Source organism: Stenotrophomonas sp. RIT-551 (assembly GCF_026241915.1).
Classification (GTDB): Bacteria; Pseudomonadota; Gammaproteobacteria; order Xanthomonadales; family Xanthomonadaceae; genus Stenotrophomonas; species Stenotrophomonas bentonitica_A.
This window is the reverse complement of the sequence record NZ_JAPJIU010000013.1, coordinates 17,732-32,587: the sequence shown is the minus strand read 5'-3', so window position 1 is coordinate 32,587 and position 14,856 is coordinate 17,732. Positions and strand designations below refer to the sequence as shown.

General features: G+C 65.1%; 14 protein-coding genes. 6 read left to right on the top strand and 8 right to left on the bottom strand.

All coding sequences use genetic code 11. From position 1 onward, the window contains the following. The first annotated feature begins 147 nt into the window (after positions 1-147). On the top strand, positions 148-1,005 hold the full coding sequence (apbC, locus tag ORK51_RS14505) for an iron-sulfur cluster carrier protein ApbC (RefSeq protein ID WP_070425608.1): 858 nt from the start codon (positions 148-150) through the stop codon (positions 1,003-1,005). A 75-nt stretch (positions 1,006-1,080) separates the two neighbouring features. On the opposite strand, the gene ORK51_RS14500 is transcribed toward apbC, so the two are convergent. After that, positions 1,081-4,122, bottom strand: coding sequence for a TonB-dependent receptor (locus ORK51_RS14500; protein ID WP_070425607.1), 3,042 nt, complete (start codon positions 4,120-4,122; stop codon positions 1,081-1,083). Positions 4,123-4,394: 272 nt separating this feature from the next. Here ORK51_RS14500 and dcd point away from each other — a divergent pair, with 272 nt between their 5' ends. Beyond that, complete coding sequence (gene dcd, locus ORK51_RS14495; RefSeq protein ID WP_019182646.1) at positions 4,395-4,967, top strand: dCTP deaminase; 573 nt, start codon at positions 4,395-4,397, stop codon at positions 4,965-4,967. A 242-nt stretch (positions 4,968-5,209) separates the two neighbouring features. Here the strand turns inward: dcd and ORK51_RS14490 are convergent, their stop codons facing one another. The 3 genes from ORK51_RS14490 to ORK51_RS14480 are packed head-to-tail and all read right to left on the bottom strand — an operon-like array spanning position 5,210 to position 6,489. Further along, a complete protein-coding gene (locus ORK51_RS14490) occupies positions 5,210-5,377 on the bottom strand; it encodes a LiaI-LiaF-like domain-containing protein (protein WP_019182647.1) in 168 nt (55 codons plus the stop codon). A 15-nt stretch (positions 5,378-5,392) separates the two neighbouring features. Next, complete coding sequence (locus tag ORK51_RS14485; protein ID WP_019182648.1) at positions 5,393-5,815, bottom strand: HIT domain-containing protein; 423 nt, start codon at positions 5,813-5,815, stop codon at positions 5,393-5,395. Next, the gene (locus ORK51_RS14480; RefSeq protein WP_266085365.1) at positions 5,812-6,489 is read right to left on the bottom strand and encodes a dienelactone hydrolase family protein; all 678 of its coding nucleotides are present in this window, start codon (positions 6,487-6,489) and stop codon (positions 5,812-5,814) included. The genes ORK51_RS14485 and ORK51_RS14480 overlap by 4 nt, the downstream gene beginning before the upstream one ends. A gap of 203 nt (positions 6,490-6,692) precedes the next feature. On the opposite strand from ORK51_RS14480, the gene rimO reads away from it, so the two are divergent. Beyond that, positions 6,693-8,057, top strand: a complete 1,365-nt coding sequence (rimO, locus tag ORK51_RS14475; RefSeq protein WP_070425605.1) for a 30S ribosomal protein S12 methylthiotransferase RimO — start codon at positions 6,693-6,695, stop codon at positions 8,055-8,057. After that, positions 8,054-8,887, top strand: coding sequence for a DUF3025 domain-containing protein (locus tag ORK51_RS14470; protein WP_429000682.1), 834 nt, complete (start codon positions 8,054-8,056; stop codon positions 8,885-8,887). The genes rimO and ORK51_RS14470 overlap by 4 nt, the downstream gene beginning before the upstream one ends. 74 nt (positions 8,888-8,961) lie before the next feature. Here the strand turns inward: ORK51_RS14470 and greB are convergent, their stop codons facing one another. Both greB and ORK51_RS14460 read right to left on the bottom strand, forming a co-directional pair. After that, entirely contained in the window at positions 8,962-9,465 is a 504-nt protein-coding gene (gene greB, locus ORK51_RS14465; RefSeq protein WP_261997112.1) for a transcription elongation factor GreB, read from the bottom strand. Between the two features lie 55 nt (positions 9,466-9,520). Beyond that, positions 9,521-11,026, bottom strand: a complete 1,506-nt coding sequence (locus ORK51_RS14460) for a helicase HerA-like domain-containing protein (protein ID WP_266085362.1) — start codon at positions 11,024-11,026, stop codon at positions 9,521-9,523. Positions 11,027-11,147: 121 nt separating this feature from the next. On the opposite strand from ORK51_RS14460, the gene ORK51_RS14455 reads away from it, so the two are divergent. Together ORK51_RS14455 and ORK51_RS14450 are read left to right on the top strand one after the other, a co-directional pair. After that, entirely contained in the window at positions 11,148-12,752 is a 1,605-nt protein-coding gene (locus tag ORK51_RS14455; RefSeq protein ID WP_102788066.1) for a transglycosylase SLT domain-containing protein, read from the top strand. 114 nt (positions 12,753-12,866) lie between these two features. After that, the gene (locus ORK51_RS14450) at positions 12,867-13,208 is read left to right on the top strand and encodes a ribonuclease E inhibitor RraB (RefSeq protein ID WP_070425601.1); all 342 of its coding nucleotides are present in this window, start codon (positions 12,867-12,869) and stop codon (positions 13,206-13,208) included. Between the two features lie 99 nt (positions 13,209-13,307). On the opposite strand, the gene asd is transcribed toward ORK51_RS14450, so the two are convergent. Further along, positions 13,308-14,150 carry an archaetidylserine decarboxylase gene (gene asd, locus ORK51_RS14445; RefSeq protein ID WP_046273246.1) on the bottom strand — a complete coding sequence of 281 codons (843 nt, stop codon included), beginning with the start codon at positions 14,148-14,150 and terminating at the stop codon, positions 13,308-13,310. Then, positions 14,147-14,797, bottom strand: a complete 651-nt coding sequence (locus ORK51_RS14440) for an SCO family protein (RefSeq protein WP_019182656.1) — start codon at positions 14,795-14,797, stop codon at positions 14,147-14,149. Before ORK51_RS14440 ends, asd begins: the two co-directional genes overlap by 4 nt. Positions 14,798-14,856: the final 59 nt, after the last annotated feature.

Sequence of the window (14,856 nt, the reverse complement as noted above, 5' to 3'; positions counted from 1 at the left end):
CGCGGAAAACGCTCAACGTAGTGCGTTTCGACCGTAACATGAACTTAACGAAAATTGCATGCTTTCGTAGCAATCGGGATTTTCAGTCAGGTGCAGTCAAGGTTGTATAGTGTTGCGTCCAATTGTTGTGTTCCCGGAGTGCCCGCAGTGAGTGCCAGCCAAGTGCGTCGTCCCCACGCCAGCCAAGTGCAGAAGGGGTTGTCGCCGCATCCGCGCGTGCGCAACGTGATCGCAGTGGGGTCGGGCAAGGGCGGGGTCGGCAAGTCCACCACCGCGGTCAACCTGGCTGTCGCACTTGCCGCGCTCGGCGCGCGCGTGGGCCTGCTGGATGCCGATATCTACGGCCCCAGCGTGCCCGCCATGCTCGGTCTGAGTGGCCGTCCGGAAAGCCCTGACAACAAGTCGATCGAGCCGATGCGCGCGTTCGGGGTGGAGACCATGTCGATCGGTTACCTGATCGAGGACGAGACGCCGATGATCTGGCGCGGGCCGATGGCCACCTCGGCGATGACGCAGTTCTTCAATGACACGCTGTGGGACGACCTGGATTACCTGCTGATCGATCTGCCGCCGGGCACCGGCGACATCCAGCTCACCCTGACCCAGAAGATTCCGCTGGCCGGTGCGGTGATCGTCACCACGCCGCAGGACATCGCCACGCTGGACGCGAAAAAGGCGCTGAAGATGTTCGAGAAGGTGGAGGTGCCGGTGCTGGGCATCGTCGAGAACATGGCCGTGCATACCTGCAGCAACTGCGGCCAGGTCGAGCATCTGTTCGGCGAGGGCGGTGGCGAGCGCATGGCCGCCCAGTACGGGGTGCCGCTGCTGGGGTCGCTGCCGCTGGAGATCGGCATCCGTGAACAGGGCGATGCCGGTACGCCGATCACTGCTGCCGCGCCGGCGTCTTCTGCGGCCCAGGCCTACCTGCGCGCGGCCGAGCGGTTGATCGAGGAAGTGGCCAAGCGGCCGCGGGCAGCCATCCCGATCCTGTCCTCGTTGCTGTAAGGCTTTTGTTCCCTGCAGAAAAAACCGCCGGCACGAGGCCGGCGGTCAAGAGAGAAAGCAACGCGGGTTTTCGGCTTACCAGTCGTACTGCACCTGGAACCGGACATAGCGCGGATCGTTGAAGTACTTCGGCGTGTTGTAGTTGTAGAAGGTCCGGATGGTCGGTGCCGAGCTCGGGCGGCCGTACTTGGTTTCGTACACCTGGACCGGCTTGATGTTGTTGAAGGCGTTGATCACCGAGACCTGCATGCTCAGCCCTTCCAGCCAGTTGGGCGTGTAGGTGATGTTCGGGCTGACGGTGAACTGCCACGGCGTGCGGCCAGCGCTGCCCACCTTGGAGATCTCGTCGGTACCCTGTTCGCAGGTGTGGAATACGCCGGTATAACCGTACTCGGTGTCGAAGCTGCCCCAGCCGCCACCGAGGCAGCTTTTCGGTGCGCCGGACTGGGCCAGCACGTTGACGCCGACCGACCACTCGTCGGTGAACTTGAAGCCGCCGAAGAGCTTGAAGCTGTGGCGGTGGTCGTTGAACAGGTAGCCGTCGGCGCCGTACATGATCTCGGCAAAGTCGAAGTCCGAGGTCGTGCCGGTGTCATCCTGGCCGTTGGTGCTCTTGACCAGACCTTCGTAGTTGCCCTCCAGCTTGGACCAGGTGTAGGAGAGGCTGGCGTACCAGCGCTCGGTCTGCTTGTCCGCGCTCAGGGTGACGGCCTTGTAGGTGCGCTTGGCCTTCGGGCCCAGCGTATCGCCCGGCACATTGATCTCTTCCACCGTGCCATCGCCGTCGACATCCAGGGTGACGTTCAGGTCGCTGCCGGGGTTGTAGATCCAGCAGCCCGGCAGGCCTTCCGGCACGGTCCACGGGTCGGACCAGTTGGACAGGTCATAGCCGGCGGCAACCGCTGCGTTGTAGAGCGAACGCGAATCGCAGGTGTCATCGATCGCATTGTTGATGCGACGGTAGGTGGCCTTGATGCCCACGGTCCAGTCGTTGAAGAAATCGATCGACGAATTGATCTGCTGCTGGTAGCCCAGGATGACTTCGTCCTGGGTGTACGGCTTCAAGCCCCGCGACGCGACCGCGCGCGGATCAGGCGTAGCACCGCTTTCGCCGTTGATCACTGCGTCATACGCACCGTCCTCGAAGCTGCCGGTGACGATCGGCGAGCCGTTCGGATTGATGCCGCTGTAGGTGAAATACTCGTCCAGATAGTACGAGGCACTGGCTGCGCGTAGCGCGACGTTGGCGGCGATCGGCAGCGAGTACCGGCCAACCGAGGCGAACAGCTTGCTGCGACCGTCGCCCAGGATATCCCAGGAGAAGCCTGCACGCGGCTGCCAGATGTCATCCTGCTTGACGAAGGAGATGCCGTCCGAGTTCTTGTTGTCGAACGAGTCATTGCGGATACCCGCATACAGCATGAAGTTCGGGGTGATCTGCCAGTTGTCCTGCAGGTACCACGACTGCTGCTTGATCTCGATGGAGCCACCGTTGCGGAAGTTCACCCGCTCGGCATAGTCATCTTCCAGATACCACAAGGCCCCGCCGGAGTAGGACGTGCCCTGCACAGAGGTCCATTTCTCGTCGCTGTAGCCGAAGCCGATCTTGTGGTCGCCCAGCTGCCAGTCGAGATCCAGGCGGGTGCCTTTGCGCTCGTTGCGGCCGCCGAAGATGCCGACGGTGCTGGCCACGGCGCAGCCAATCTGCCGGCCGGTTCCGCCGGTCTCGGACCGGTAGTCCAGAACGTAGGGGCAGCTGCCCTGCGGGCTGTTGATGTCGCCGTCGTAGGTGCTCATCACACCGTCGGGGCTGATCGTGTGCTCCGAGCTGCGGTTGCGCATCTGGCCGTACTGCAGCGATGCAGTCAGGTTGTCGGTCAGGTAGCTGGTCCACTTGAAGACGTCGGTCTGGCCGCCGGACTTGCCGATCAGCGCGCCGAGGGCGCTGGTCTTGGCCGGTTCGCCACCACTGCTGGGATCATCATAGGCAGCGTTGTAGTAGTCGTAATTGTAGCGGCGGCTGTTGTCGAAACCGGTGTATTCCAGGTGGTTGCTGTCGTTGAGGTACCAGTCCAGCTTCAACAGCCAGTACGGGGTCTTGGACTCATAGTCGTAGGCCGACGTGGACAATGCGGTAGCGGAGGGCGGACGGCCATTGGTGGTGTACTGCGAGCCGCGGTTGCCGTAATTGCCGGTCTTGGAGTTGCTGAACTGGCCCATCGCAAACACGAACAGCTTGTCTTCGATCAGCGGGCCGCCGGCCCAGACGCTGTAGACGTTGGAGCTGCTGCTGTTGCGATCATAGGAACGGAAGAGCGAGCCATCGTCGTAGTACGTATCGGGCGCGCTCTCGCGCAGCGAATCCGGGGCGCCGGTCCAGCTGAAGCCACCCTTCCATTCGTTGGTGCCGCGCTTGACGTTGACGCTGGTCACGCCGCCGGTGGAGAAGCCGTACTGCGCGCCGTAACCGCCGGTCTGCACGTCCAGCTGGTCGATGGCCTGGTAGGGGATCTCGGAGAACGACAGGCTGTCGTACAGATTGGTGACGTTGAAGCCGTTGACGTAGTAGCTGTTCTCTGCGGCCGAGGCGCCGCCGAACGATGCCGGGCCGAAATATCCACTTGATGCAACGGTCCCGGGGGTGAGCAGCGAAACGCTCGTGATATCGCGTGCCACGGGGAGGGAATTGAGCTGGTCGGCGGTAAAGGTGGTGCGCGATTCCACGCTACCGAGATCGATGGCATTGGCCGCGCTGAGCGCGCGCACATTGACCGTGTCGAGGGAGGTGGCGCCGCTGGATGCCGAGGCGAAGCTGGCAGTGGTCGACTGGCCGGCGACGACATTGACGCGCGTGGTGTTCACCGCACTGCCGCCACTGAAGGTGGTGACCTCATAAGTGCCGATGGGCAACTGCGAGAAGCTGAAGCGGCCGTCGGTTCCGACGGTGACTTCGCGGGTGGCACCGGAGGCCAGGCTCTTGACCTGAACCTTCTCCGCCGTAGCGCTGCCGTTGATGTTGCCGGAGGTGCTTTGTGCGAAAGAGGTGCCGATGCATGCGCTCAACATCAAGGCGAGTGCGGTACGGGCGAACTTGCGTCCATGGATGGTGTGTTTCATCAGATTCCTTTGCGTGATGCTTTACGGTGACTGAATATCCCTACCTGAATCGAGCGTTCAGGCTTAATGAAACCATAATGAACAGTTCTTCGCGGCGCAACCATTCTGTAAAAATGAGATAATTAGAGGTTATATGTCTCACTTTAGAGCGAGAGTGGTTGGGCTGATTCGCGCCTTTCCCGGTCACGCTGAAGCGCGTAGGCGAGCATCACAGGTCGCTGTAGAATCGCTGGCCCGGGCGTCTGTCCACTTGTTCCCAGCCAGGATCGAACATGAGCATCAAGAGTGACCGCTGGATCCGTCAGATGGCCGAGCAGCACGGCATGATCGAGCCGTTCGAAGCTGGCCAGGTCAAGCAGGCCAACGGCCAGCGCATCGTCAGCTACGGCACCTCCAGCTACGGCTACGACGTCCGTTGCTCGCGCGAGTTCAAGGTGTTCACCAACATCAACTCCACCATCGTGGACCCGAAGCACTTCGACCCGGGCAGCTTCGTGGACATCGTGGGTGATGAGTGCATCATCCCGCCCAACAGCTTCGCGCTGGCGCGCACCGTGGAGTACTTCCGCATCCCGCGCGACACGCTCGTGGTGTGCCTGGGCAAAAGCACCTACGCGCGCTGCGGCATCATCGTCAACGTGACCCCGCTGGAGCCGGAGTGGGAAGGGCATGTGACCCTGGAATTCAGCAACACCACGCCGCTGCCGGCGCGCATCTATGCCAACGAAGGCGTGGCCCAGATGCTGTTCTTCCAGGCCGACAAGGACGATATCTGCGAGACGTCCTACAAGGACCGCGGTGGCAAGTACCAGGGCCAGACCGGCGTCACGCTGCCGCGGACCTGATGATCACGCCGGTGGCGCGGCGCACCTGATCGATCCCCGGGCGTGCTGCCGCGTCCGCGCCTGGTAGAGCCGACCGTTGGTCGGCTGCTTCTGCGGCTACCGTGACCCATCAAGGGGCGACCACAAAAAAAGCGCGGAGTACTCCGCGCTTTTTTTGTGGCTTGGTCCGGAGTGTGGCGTGGTGACCAAGAGCAGCGGACCCAAAAGCAGTGGGCCGAAAAGCAGCGGACCAACGGTCCGCTCTACTTGCCTCGGCCGAACAGCAGGCCGATGCCAACCGCCACCAGCACGACCGGCCACCAGGTGAGGATCAGCTTTCCCATGTTCATGTTGGTCCAGCCCAGATTGCTGGCCAGCAGGAACAGGCCGACAAGGATCAGGACGATGGCGGCGACAAGGTTGGAACGCATCAGGGGCAGGGTCCGCTAGGGCTGGGGCGAATATCCTAGCCGTTCCTTCCAGAGTGCGACACGCTCGGCCAGCACCTCCGGGTCAAAACGGTGTGCCTGCCCCTGGCCCCAGACCGGGCCCGGCCATGCCGGATCGCCGACATGGCGCCCGATCACATGGAAATGCAGCTGGCGCACGATGTTGCCCAGCGAGCCGATGTTGATCTTCTCGACCCCATCGGTGCCCTTGAGCGCCTTGCACGCCCGGTTCAACTCGGTCCGCAGCTTGTCCTGCTGCTCGCCATCCAGGTCGATCCATTCGGTCACGCCACTCAGGCGTGGGACCAGGATCAGCCAGGGATACCTTTCATCGTTCATCAATCGCACTTGCGATAACGGCCCTTCTGCTACCAGTACGCTGTCGGTGGCCAGGCGTGAATCCAGTTCGAACTCGCTCATCCAAGATGCTCCGCAAAGAAGTCCAGGGTGCGTTCCAGCGCCAGGTGGGCGCTGTCTGGATCATACGCCTGTCCGACGCTGCGGTTGAAGGCATGATCGGCCGGGTAGACGAACGTGGCCATCTGCGGCAGCTTCTCGCGGTGGGCCTTGATCGCTTCAGGCGGGATGCTCTTGTCCTGGGCGCCGAAGTGGAACATGACCGGCGCCTTGGGCGTTTCGTCCAGGTACTTCACATTGCGGGCGCCGTAATAGCTGACCGAGGGCAGGCCCAGGCGCAGCGCGGAGAGCAGGGCGATGCTGCCGCCCCAGCAGTAGCCCACCGTGCCGACCTTGCCAGCCGGTGCCAGCCGCGACGCGGCGGCCCGGACGATCTCCAGCGCTTTTTCCACTCCGAGTTCGTCCACCATCTGCAGGCCGGCGGCCACGCCTTCACTGTCATAAGGCAGTTCCGGCGGTTCGGTCCCGTCCGGGGCCGAATCGGCCAGGTCGAAGAACGAGGGGGCCAGCACCGCATAGCCCTTGGCGGCATAGTCGTCGGCCACCGCGCGGATGTGCGGGTTGGCGCCGAAAATCTCCTGGATCACCACCAGGCCCCCGCGCGGTTTGCCTGCCGGCGTTGCCTGCCAGGCGCGGACCGGTCCGTAATGCGTATCGAGCGTGATCCACTCACCCATGGTGCGAGACTCCGTTGGTTCAGGCATTCATTATCGGCCCCGCGCCGGTTAGCGTGATGTCAGCGGGCATGCGGTATCTGGCGGGATCGACCCGATCCGGTTCAGGGGCGCGGGCTGAACGCCGGTATACTTGCCGCCGTTTCCGGCCCCAGGTCCCCACGCCATTCCGGCATGGGCCCAGGCCCCCAGAGTCCTTGCGATCCATGTCCCAGCTGAACCCCAAAGTCGGCTTCGTCAGCCTTGGCTGCCCGAAGGCCCTTGTCGATTCCGAGCGCATCCTGACCCAGCTGCGGTCCGAGGGCTACGACATCGTTCCCTCTTATGACTCGGCCGACGTGGTGGTGGTCAACACCTGCGGCTTCATCGATTCGGCCGTGACCGAGTCGCTGGATGCGATCGGCGAGGCGATGAACGCCAACGGCAAGGTGATCGTCACCGGTTGCCTGGGCAAACGCCCGGAGCAGATCCGCGAGGCCTACCCGAACGTGCTGGCGGTGTCCGGTCCGCAGGACTACATGAGCGTGATGGAGGCCGTGCACGCCGCGCTGCCGCCCAAGCACGATCCCTTCGTGGATCTGGTGCCCGATTACGGCATCAAGCTGACCCCGCGCCATTACGCGTACCTGAAGATTTCCGAAGGCTGCAACCACAAGTGCAGCTTCTGCATCATCCCCTCGATGCGCGGCAAGCTGGTCTCGCGCCCGGTGGATGAGGTGCTGCGCGAAGCCGAGCGGCTGGTGCGTGGTGGCGTCAAGGAACTGCTGGTGGTGTCCCAGGACACCTCGGCCTATGGCGTGGACGTGAAGTACGCCGAGCGCATGTGGCGCGACAAGGCCTACCAGACCCGCCTGAAGGCGCTGTGCGAAGGCCTCTCCGAGCTGGATGCGTGGACCCGCATGCATTACGTCTACCCGTACCCGCACGTGGACGAGATCGTGCCGCTGATGGCGGAGAACCGGATCCTGCCGTACCTGGATATCCCGTTCCAGCATGCCAGCCCGCGCATCCTCAAGCTGATGAAGCGCCCGGGCGCGGTCGACAAGACGCTCGAGCGCGTGCAGCGCTGGCGCCAGCTCTGCCCGGACATCACGGTGCGCTCGACCTTCATCGTCGGCTTCCCCGGCGAGACCGATGCCGAGTTCGAGGAGCTGCTGAGCTTCCTGGACGAGGCGCAGCTGGACCGCGTCGGTGCGTTCGCTTACTCGCCGGTCACCGGCGCGACCGCCAACGATCTGCCCGGTGCGGTGCCCGAAGAAGTGAAGCAGGAGCGCCTGGCCCGCTTCATGGAGCGCCAGGCGGAGATTTCCGCCGCGCGCCTGGAAGCCAAGATCGGCACCGTGCAGCAGTGCCTGGTCGATGCCATCGAAGACGGCATCGCGGTGGCCCGTTCCAAGGCCGATGCGCCGGAGATCGACGGTCTGGTGCATATCCAGAACGCGGAAGAAGCCAGGCTGCGGGTGGGTCAGTTCGTCGATGTGGAGATCACCGAGAGCGACGACCACGATCTGTTCGGTGACGCGATCCTCGCCGCCGAAGCGCGCAAGCCGTTCGATCTGCACGTGCTGTGATCGTATCGGCGTCGGCTGCCGATACTGGCGGTCGACGCCGCTTCATCGCACCACCGCGCAACGCGGTGGATGCGGCCTGCTTCGCACAGCCGATCTATGCCGGGCTGCGCGAGTTCCAGGATCTGATGGGCGCACCCGACTGGCCCACCATCGCAGCACTCGATGCGCGCCTCGCGTTGCCGGACAAGCATCTGGCCGAGCAGGACGAGGCGTTGCTGGCCGACGGCCTGCACTACGAAACGCGCATCGCCGGGCGCGGCCGGATCGCCACGCGTGCGGACAACTGGCATGACCTGTTCAACGCCCTGATCTGGGCGCGTTACCCTGCCATCAAGCGCGCGCTCAACCAACAGCAATGCCGGCACATCGCGGCGATGGCGCCGGGGCAACGCAACCGTGCGCAGGCTGCACTGACCCAGTTCGACGAAACAGGCGTGATCGTGCGGGTGCGCGACCCTGCGCTGCTGGGCGCATGGGACCGGCACGACTGGCCGGCGCTGTTCGTGGACGGAGCAGGGCACTGGTGCAACGGTGATATCGCCGTCGCGGCGGTGATCGGGCATGCGCTGCTGGAGCAGGCCCTGCTGCCGGACCGCCTGCTGGTCGGCAAGTGCGTGCTGGTACAGGGCGATGACGATGCCAGTGCGGTCGCGGCGGTGGCGCAGGCCATCGCGGACGGTGAGTGGCTTGGTGATCCGCTGGAGCTGCGTCCGTTGCCGTTGGCGGGGATTCCCGGGTGGCACGCGCGGCAGGCGGCGGCCTTCTATGCGCGGGCCGACTACTTCCGCCCGTTGCGCCCGGGGCGCGTGTATCCCGCAGCGCTGGGGTGATTCGGCGGCTGCTCTAGCCCCGCTGGTTTCCGGCGCCACCTGTAGATCCACGCCACGCGTGGATGCACTTGCCGTCAGCCGGGATACGCCACCGACAGGATCGCAAACCCATGGCGGCCGCTGGGCAGCTCCACCTCGAACTCATCGTCCACCCGCTTCTTCAGCAGTGCACGGGCCAACGGCGAATCGATGCTGATCCAGCCGGCACCGGCATCGGTCTCGTCCGGGCCGACGATGCGATACACATGGATGTCGCCCGAATCGATGTTCTCCAACTCGACCGTCGCCCCGAAGAACACGGCATTCGGATCGGTCGGCGCGGTATCGACAATGCGCAGTGCTTCCAGCCGCTTGGTCAGGTAACGCACGCGCCGGTCGATCTCGCCCAGCTGCTTCTTGCGGTAGGTGTACTCGGCATTCTCGGAACGGTCGCCTTCCGCGGCGGCGGCCGCCAACGCTTTCACCACCTCCGGGCGCTTGTGCCGCCACAGCTCATCCAGTTCGGTCTTCAGCCGCTGGTGGCCCTGTGCGGTGATCAGGGCCGTGCTTTTTTCCGCGGGGGGACGCCAACGCGACATCAGGTCTGCTTGTGCTCGTCAAAAGGTGCCGCGCCACAGGGCGCCACACGAAGTATCAGCGCTTTCCGCCGAAAATACCGCCGAGCAGGCCACGCACGATCTGGTTGCCCAGCTTGGTGCCGACGGTACGGGTGGTCTGCTTGGCCATGGTTTCGATCATGCCCTGGCGGCGCTTGGTGCCAAAGATCGCATCCTTGATGCTCTGGCCGAAGCCCCCTTCCTGCGCCTCGTCCTGCTGGCGGGTCCGGGCTTTCGGTGCATCGGTCTGCTCGACGGTCTTCTGCGCACGCTGCGCCAGCAGTTCCGCCGCGGACTCGCGGTTGATCGCGGTGTCGTAGCGGGTGCCCACCGGGCTGCCGGCGCGCACCTGCGCACGTTCGGCCTCGGTAATGGCGCCCATCCGGCAGCGCGGCGGCGCGATCTGGGTCTGCTGCACGGGCGAGGGGATGCCCTTGTCCTGCAGCGTGGACACCAGCGCTTCACCGGTACCCAGCTTGGCCAGCGTCGCAGCCACATCGAGTTTGGGATTGGGTACGAAGGTTTCGGCGGCGACCTTCACCGCTTTCTGGTCGCGCGGGGTGAATGCACGCAGCGCGTGCTGCACGCGGTTGCCGAGCTGGCCAAGAATGTTGGCCGGCACGTCATCGGGGAACTGCGAGCAGAAATACACGCCCACGCCCTTGGAGCGGATCAGCCGGACCACCTGCTCGATGCGCTGCGCCAACGCCGGCGGTGCGTCATCGAAGAGCAGATGCGCTTCATCGAAGATGAAGACCAGCTTGGGCTTCTCCAGATCGCCCACTTCGGGCAGTGTTTCGAACAGCTCGGAGAGCAGCCACAGCAGGAAGGTCGAGTACAGCCGCGGTTTCAGTACCAGCTGGTCGGCGGCGAGGATGCCGATCACGCCGCGGCCGTCGTGGTTGACGCGCATGATGTCGGCCAGCTCCAGCGCAGGCTCGCCGAAGAAGGCCTCGCCGCCGTCCTGCGACAGGCGCAGCAGCGAACGCTGGATGGCCGCCACCGTCTGCGCGCTGACCAGCCCGTATTCGGTGGAGATGTCCTTGCGCTCTTCGGCGACCAGGCCGAGCAGGGCGCGCAGGTCATCCAGATCAAGCAGCAGCAGGCCGCGGTCGTCGGCAAGCTTGAACACGATGTCCAGCACGCCGGCCTGGGTGTCGTTGAGCTCCAGGATGCGGGCGAGCAGGGTCGGGCCCATCTCGCTCACCGTGGTGCGTACCGGGTGGCCGAGCTTGCCGTACAGATCCCAGAAAATGGTCGGGCTGGCGGCGGGCGCGTAGTCGGCCACGCCCAGGTCCTTCGCACGTTGCAGCAGTGCATCCGTCCCGGCACCGGCTACGGCGAGGCCGGACACGTCACCCTTCACATCCGCCAGGAACACCGGCACGCCGATCCGCGAAAAGCCCTCGGCCAGCGTCATCAGGGTGACGGTCTTGCCGGTACCGGTCGCGCCGGCCACCAGGCCGTGCCGGTTGCCCAGCCGCGGCAACAGGGTGACGGGGATATCGTCGGTGATGCCTTTGCCGAGCAGAATCGGATCCATGGTCAACTCGCAGTGTGAATAGGCGGGATTCTAAACGTCGGCACTGACCGGCCGGCAGACGGGTTGCCCCGATGCAAGCGGCACGGCTACTCTGCCCCATCGTTCGCACACAGTGCCAAAAATGCCCGTTCCTGTCTTGCTTGTCCGTGGTTGGCCGTTGCTGGCGGTCGCCGCGATGCTGTCGTTCGTCCCCGAGGCCCATGCCCAGCGCGTCTCCGCCCGCGACAAGGCCAAGGTGGAGGCGCTCGATCAGCGCATGACAGCCGCCGAGAAGCGCTACAACGCGGCGCTGGTGCTGGTGAACAATGCCGACCCCAAGGGCACCAACGAGGCCGACGCCGCGCTGGAGGACATGGAGGATGTGATCAGTGCCTGCGTGGCCCAGAAGGGCTGCCAGGTCAGCAATCTGCTGCCGACCTACAAGCGCCTGCTCAAGAGCAACGCCGACAGCCAGCAGGACAGCGAGGACGGCACCGTCATCGCCGACGGCACCCTGCTGGAGGCCGACCCGGACCATGTCGGGCCGCTGGCCGCCGATGTGCCCGAAGCGGCGCGCGCCGCAGCGCTGCTCAATGACAAGCGGCACGCCTTCGACACCATGGTCGAGTACAACCCGGCCGTGCAGGCGGGCATCCGCCGCTGGCTGACCGACATGCGCCCGGCGCTGCTCACCAGCTATGAGAACTACCAGAACCTGCGTGCGGTGATGTGGCCGGAGTGGGAAAAGCGCGGCCTGCCCGAGGCGCTGCTGTTCGGGATCATGGCCAAGGAATCCAACGGGCGTGTCCACGCCTCCTCGCGCGCCGGCGCCGCCGGGCTGATGCAGTTCATGCCGGCCACCGGCCGCCGTTTCGGGCTGGGCCCGGACGGTACCGGCTTTGACACCCGCTTCGATGCCCGCAGCGCGGCCGAAGCCAGCGCGACCTACCTCAACGAACGCATGCGCGAGCTCAACAACAGCGTCGAGCTTTCGCTGGCTGGTTACAACGGCGGCGAAGGTCGCGCCATCCGGGTGTTCCGCCAGTATCCGGGCCAGAGCTTCTGGACCGACAGCGTCTACAACCAGTTCCCGGGCGAGACCAAGGACTACGTGCCGATGGTGATCGCCGCGGCGTGGATCTATCTGCACCCGCAGCAGTACGGCGTTGAATTCCCGAAGATCAGCGCGCAGCCGGCGACCATCCGCCTGGCCAAGTCGACCACGATCTACGAGTTGACCATCTGCCTGGGCAGCACCGGCACCCGTGACGGCTACATGCGCGCGCTGCGCAACCTCAACCCGCGCTATGAGGCCGACGGCTGGATTCCGGCCGGCACCACGATCAACGCGACCACCCGCATCGCCGGGCTGTACAACCGCTTCTGTGTCAGCGGCCCGCGTGCCGATCTGGCCCGCACCCTGATCACCGCCGACCTCAATGCGGCGATCGTGCGTCCCACGGCCGTCAGCTACACCGGCAACGTGGCGGTGGGCAGCGTGGTCCCGGTCGCCCAGGCCCAGGCCATGCCGGCGGTGACCCCGGCTGCGCCCGTCGCCGTGCCGGTCGCCAAGCCGAAGGCCAAGCCGGCCCGCAGTTACAAGGTCGGCAAAGGCGAGACCCTTGGCAAGATCGCGGCCAGGTTCCAGTGCGACGTACCGACCCTGGCCCGGGCCAACGGCCTCAAGGCGCCGGCCTATTCGCTCAAGCAGGGCCAGAGCATCAAGCTGCAGGGCTGCGACAAGTAAGCCATAAACGGGTAGGCTCGCCGGCATCACGCCTGCGGCCGCCCGGCCCAGCACATCCATCGCAGCGTCGGCCACGGGTCGGTGCTCACCGCAACACGCAGACAGGACAGCAAGATGGATATCACCGCGATCAACGAGATGTTCGCCAACATCCGTGAAAACACCGATTGGGACCTCAACGGCCCGATGCTGTGGGGCTACTTCTTCGTCAACACCACCCCGGAGCCACTGCACGGCCTGGGCGAGAAGCTGGTCGAGATGGGGTACACCCTGGTGGAAGTGTTCGAGCCGGACCTGGAAGAGGGCGAGGCCCCGTACCACGTGCTGCACGTGGAGCGCGCCGAGGTCCACACCGAAGCCTCGCTGGATGCCCGCAACCACGAGCTGCAGGCGCTGGCCGAAGCGAACGGCGTGGAAGACTACGACGGTATGGACGTCGGCCCGGTCGAGGTCTGATCGAGCGGAACATCGCACACAAAAAAACGCCCCGGTTTCCCGGGGCGTTTTTTTATGGGCGTGAGCCCGGGTAGTGCCGGCCATGGGCCGGCACTACCGTCACTTCAGGGTGGCCAGCGCCTGCCCCAACTGCACCGCATGCTCGGCGTCCAGATGCGGCGCGAACTCGGCCACGCCCGGCGGCAGCAGCACGATCACGGTCGAGCCGTAATTGAAGCGCGCCATCTCCGCAAAGCGCTCCAGGGTGATGCCCTTGCCGCGGTAATCCTTGCGGGTGATGGTATCGCCGTAGGCCGGGATCTCCTCGCCGCCCCACACCGTCTCCACGCCGGAGACCAGCAATGCGCCGACCATCACCGAGACCATCGGGCCGAAATCGGTATCGAAGTGGCAGACCAGGCGCTCGTTGCGGGCGAACAGCCCGGGCACCTTGTTCACCGCCGCCGGCCCGACACTGAACAACCGACCCGGCACATGCACCGTCTCGCGCAGCGTGCCGGTCCACGGCATGTGCACGCGGTGGTAATCCTTCGGCGAGAGATACACCGTGGCGAACAGGCCGTGGTGGAACACTTCCGCATCCTTGGCATCGCCCAGCAGTTCGGCGGCGGTGAAGGACTGCCCCTTGGCCTGGAAGATGCGCCCGTCCTCGATCGTGCCCAGCTGGCTGATCCGGCCGTCGGCCGGCATGACCAGCGTGCGCGGATCGGCATCGGCCACGCGCGCGCCCGGCTTCAACGCACGGGTGAAGAACTGATTGAAGGTGCGGTAGCTGCGCGGGTCCGGGTTGGCGGCTTCGGCCAGGTTCACGCCGAACTTGGCGGTCACGGTATCGATCAGCCAGCGCGAGATCCGCGGGTTGCTCGAGTACGCCAGTCTGCGTGCCATGGACGACAGCAGGCGGTGGGGCAGGGCGTAGCTCAGCGTGGTCATCAAACTCATGGGGCGGATTTCTCGGTCAGCAGTTGCAGGTCGCGGGCGATGGCCTGCGCTTGGAAAGGAGGGCGGATCAGGCCGGCCAGGCGGCCTTCCGGGTCCAGCACGGCCAGGCTGGCCGAGTGCTCGAGGGTGTAGTCCTCGGGGTTTTCATCGAAATGCTTGCCCGGCACCTTCTGGAACACGAAGCCCAGCGAGGTGGCGAAGCGCTCCAGCGAGGGCACATCCGCCGTGGCCGCCAGCGTGTCCTTGTGGAAGGCGTGGACGTACTCACCCAGCCGCGCCGGGGTGTCGCGCTCGGGATCGACCGAAATGAAGACCAGCCGCGGGCGCAGTGTTTCAGGCAGGGCTTCCCACTGCTTCTGGGCCTGGGCCAGATCGGCCAGCGTGGTCGGGCAGACGTCCGGGCAGAAGGTGAAGCCAAGGAACACCAGGGTCCAATGGCCCTTCAGCTCGCCGGGGATCAGGCGGGTGCCGTCGGACTGGCCGAGGTTGAAATCGGGCAGCGGGCGCGGCTGCGGGTAGAACGTGATCGATTCCGTGGCGGGTCGTTCACCGCCCGGCTTGGGCGCGAAGACCTTCTGGGCCACGACCAGGCCCAGCCCGGCGGCCAGGGCGATCAGCAGGATGATGCCGACATTGCGATTGAACATAAGGGCCCCGTCCCGGAAGTGGCCACCATGATAGAGGGATGCGGGCGGTGGCGTCCCAT

Coding starts and splice junctions, on each gene's coding strand:
- ORK51_RS14500 (WP_070425607.1), bottom strand. CDS start 4,122: ATGAAACACACCATCCATGGACGCAAGTTCGCCCGTACCGCACTCGCC.
- dcd (WP_019182646.1), top strand. CDS start 4,395: ATGAGCATCAAGAGTGACCGCTGGATCCGTCAGATGGCCGAGCAGCAC.
- ORK51_RS14490 (WP_019182647.1), bottom strand. CDS start 5,377: ATGCGTTCCAACCTTGTCGCCGCCATCGTCCTGATCCTTGTCGGCCTG.
- ORK51_RS14485 (WP_019182648.1), bottom strand. CDS start 5,815: ATGAGCGAGTTCGAACTGGATTCACGCCTGGCCACCGACAGCGTACTG.
- ORK51_RS14480 (WP_266085365.1), bottom strand. CDS start 6,489: ATGGGTGAGTGGATCACGCTCGATACGCATTACGGACCGGTCCGCGCC.
- rimO (WP_070425605.1), top strand. CDS start 6,693: ATGTCCCAGCTGAACCCCAAAGTCGGCTTCGTCAGCCTTGGCTGCCCG.
- greB (WP_261997112.1), bottom strand. CDS start 9,465: ATGTCGCGTTGGCGTCCCCCCGCGGAAAAAAGCACGGCCCTGATCACC.
- ORK51_RS14460 (WP_266085362.1), bottom strand. CDS start 11,026: ATGGATCCGATTCTGCTCGGCAAAGGCATCACCGACGATATCCCCGTC.
- ORK51_RS14455 (WP_102788066.1), top strand. CDS start 11,148: ATGCCCGTTCCTGTCTTGCTTGTCCGTGGTTGGCCGTTGCTGGCGGTC.
- ORK51_RS14450 (WP_070425601.1), top strand. CDS start 12,867: ATGGATATCACCGCGATCAACGAGATGTTCGCCAACATCCGTGAAAAC.
- asd (WP_046273246.1), bottom strand. CDS start 14,150: ATGAGTTTGATGACCACGCTGAGCTACGCCCTGCCCCACCGCCTGCTG.
- ORK51_RS14440 (WP_019182656.1), bottom strand. CDS start 14,797: ATGTTCAATCGCAATGTCGGCATCATCCTGCTGATCGCCCTGGCCGCC.